Below are 2,045 nucleotides of genomic sequence, written 5' to 3' on the forward strand. Positions count from 1 at the left end.
TATTTTAGTTTTTATCGATTAGGTTGTATTGACCTTGAATCAAGTAAAGACTATTGGACGGTAAAAGTGTAACCCATGTATGTTTAATAAAGTGTTACCTATGAACTTGACTGTACAGGCCACCGAATAGCTTTCTGATCCAAACAATACAGAACTTTCTTAGCGCACCAGTTCATACCGCGCGTCCATGCGCGGGATGAACTTACAGCAAACGTCCTGTTTGCTGTTGCTGAAAGTTATCCATTGTTTGGGAAAACTCAACGGTGGGGGGAATTGTAGCCGCGTTGAGCAATGTTTTATTGTCTATTGAAAACTCAATTCCTTGTTTCTACTGTAAATACGGAATTTTTCCGTCTTTCTACATGATAAAGGTTTTATCTTTTTCGTTAATGAATTGATTTAATGTTTTAATGCGCTATCGTAATGTAAATTTTTTAAAATTTAACTGTTCCGTATTTCCACTGTAAATACGGAATTATTCGGCTTAGTTACGCTGTTATGCAGATAAATGAGGTGTCGATGGAACTTGCAACACAATTAACCGCATTTGCGGCTTTACTAACCAGTATTGTAACTATGTTTACAATCCTTGAAATGAGGAAGCAAAGAGTTGTTTCGCATTTGCCAATACTTAAAGTTCTCGGTAATCATGTGAATTTAGTAATAGATAAAAACCAAAACTGGGCATGGAACAGGGAAAAGCTCAAAATAGGTAACTTCGGTAAAGGTGTTGCATTAGACGTTGACGTTAAATGGGAAGTAGATATCAATAAAATAATCTCATTATTACAAAAGTATGATCCTCATAACGTTAAAGAATTGAAATATGAAAACAATGTTCTGAAATTAGATACATCTACTCATTTTGTAGGAAACCAATCACAGAAGTTTTTCCCTGCTATAAGTGTAGACTCAATAACACCAGATGAAATAATTATTCCTAATTACCTTACAACAGCTTTTGAAAGTTATATAAATGAAGCTGTACTGAATCGTCCTGATGGTAGTAAATCGTTAAATTTAGATGACTTCCCATCAGTTGATGTTTTGATTAAATATCAAGATATTAATCAGAATGAATATAACAAGAAGTTTTCGTTACTTATCAATATTGAGTCTGTTTCTAAGGGCGGAGAGAGTAATGATGGTTCCGCAAGTGTAACCTTCAATGTCCATGAAGTATCTGCATAACAAGGGTTTTCAAGTCGGACAAATTACAGTAGGCTTTTTGTTCGTGCCTCACTTATTTTAGCCAACAGCAATTTGCCGCTTAAAACGGCGTTGAGGTTGTAGAATAACTCGTTTTTTATAGATTTGTAAAAATTTTTGATTTTTAACTTATTGTTTTATTTGGTAATTAAATTTTAAATGGCTGTGTTTTTTTGGGAATTGAGAAATTCTACAGCTTCGTTAAATGTATAGGGTACGTAACATGACGAAAACTAGTGTATACATTTTTGCTGGATGTTTCCAAAATACAGATCAAGCCTGTTTGTATTCAGAACCTCAATGGGAACCTGAGCCAGATGATGCTGATGACGTAGTTCATGAAACATGGGAAGATAATAACCCTAGCCATAGTCTTAAACAAAACATTGACTCTTATTTAGATTCTGATTTTATTGAAACGGTAGAACTTGATTGCGAATATTTAAGTAGTTTTAAAATTTCGCCTGAAGACATTGAAATAATTCGAAATGCACTTAATGAAAAAGATAATGTTTTTGTTTTAGTGTTCAAAGATGCACTAGGTGGTTTTGATTTAAAAAGCGAACCTATAACTAATCCAGTTTTAACATATTGTGGTAATTACAATTGTGAGCTGTGATTCAACATTTAACAAGCGCAGTCAATCGGAAAGCAGGGACGCAGCTTCGTAGCTCAAGGCCAGTTTCCGCTACCGCGAGCGTTATGTGAATAAAATACGGGACATATATGGTCACTCTTTGTAAATCAAGTTCAAATTGATTTTTATTTATTATTTCACTGTCGATATTGTATAAAAAACTCGTCACCCTTCATTATTAAGGGATAACCTTTCTGGT

2 protein-coding genes are annotated in these 2,045 nt (G+C 34.1%); both read left to right on the forward strand.

Annotation, left to right across the window (positions count from 1 at the left end; all coding sequences use genetic code 11):
• Window positions 1-519 precede the first annotated feature (519 nt).
• A complete protein-coding gene (locus tag E2R67_RS16300; protein ID WP_134292003.1) occupies window positions 520-1,191 on the forward strand; it encodes a DUF8453 domain-containing protein in 672 nt (223 codons plus the stop codon).
• Window positions 1,192-1,432: 241 nt separating this feature from the next.
• A complete protein-coding gene (locus E2R67_RS16305; protein ID WP_134292004.1) occupies window positions 1,433-1,828 on the forward strand; it encodes a hypothetical protein in 396 nt (131 codons plus the stop codon).
• Window positions 1,829-2,045 lie beyond the last annotated feature (217 nt).

The organism is Psychromonas algicola (assembly GCF_004378355.1).
GTDB lineage: Bacteria > Pseudomonadota > Gammaproteobacteria > Enterobacterales > Psychromonadaceae > Psychromonas.

Bases quoted from the DNA above. Each gene is read 5' to 3' on its own strand.
- E2R67_RS16300 (WP_134292003.1), top strand. From the start codon at position 520: ATGGAACTTGCAACACAATTAACCGCATTTGCGGCTTTACTAACCAGT.
- E2R67_RS16305 (WP_134292004.1), top strand. From the start codon at position 1,433: ATGACGAAAACTAGTGTATACATTTTTGCTGGATGTTTCCAAAATACA.